1 protein-coding gene is annotated in these 645 nt (G+C 67.6%); it reads right to left on the bottom strand.

Annotation, left to right across the window (positions count from 1 at the left end):
- A partial coding sequence (locus ACYVDE_RS25370; protein WP_460504286.1) for a lamin tail domain-containing protein occupies positions 1 to 645 on the bottom strand: 645 nt, incomplete at both ends.

Here is a 645-nt window from a genome sequence, read left to right as displayed (position 1 = left end):
CGGCGCGCACCGAGTTGGCGCGGACGGGCGTGCCGCCGGTGGAGTCGCGCAGGGCGGTCCAGTTTTCGGCCCCGCCGCAGTAGTTGTTGGGGTCGATGATTTCGAGGCTCCAGCCGCCGTTTTTCTTCTGCGCGTCGCGGTACCAGGCATCCGAGTACGTCACCTCAAACAGCGTGCGGCCGTCGCGGCCGCGCAGCACCAGCTGGTCGCCGCCATTGCTGAGCGAGGGGAAGTTGGTGGGGCCGTACACTTTGCCGTAGCTGGCAAACTGCAGCGTGCGCGTGCTGCCGCATACCACCGCGTACTGGCCGGGCAGCAGCTTGGCCGTATCGGCGAAAACGGCCACCGTGGCGCTGCCGCCCTTGCCCAGGCGCACGCCGCGCAAACTCAGGGTTTTGGTGGCGCTGCGGTTGTAAATCTCCACGTACTCCGACAGCGGCAGACCCACCTGCGGTGTTTCGTCGGCAAAAATCTCGCTGATAATCAGCTCGCCCACCGCCGGCGCCGCCGGCAGCGCCGTGAATGGAGCCGTGAGTGGCCCGGCCGCTACGTTGCCGTACAAGTCGGCAATGCCGCGCGCTTCTACCACGCTCTGCGGAGCGAAATCGGCTCCGAAGGTGAGGCGTACGCCGGCCGGGTTGCCGG

It is taken from the genome of Hymenobacter agri (genome assembly GCF_054778495.1).
This window is presented reverse-complemented; position numbering and strand designations above follow the sequence as displayed.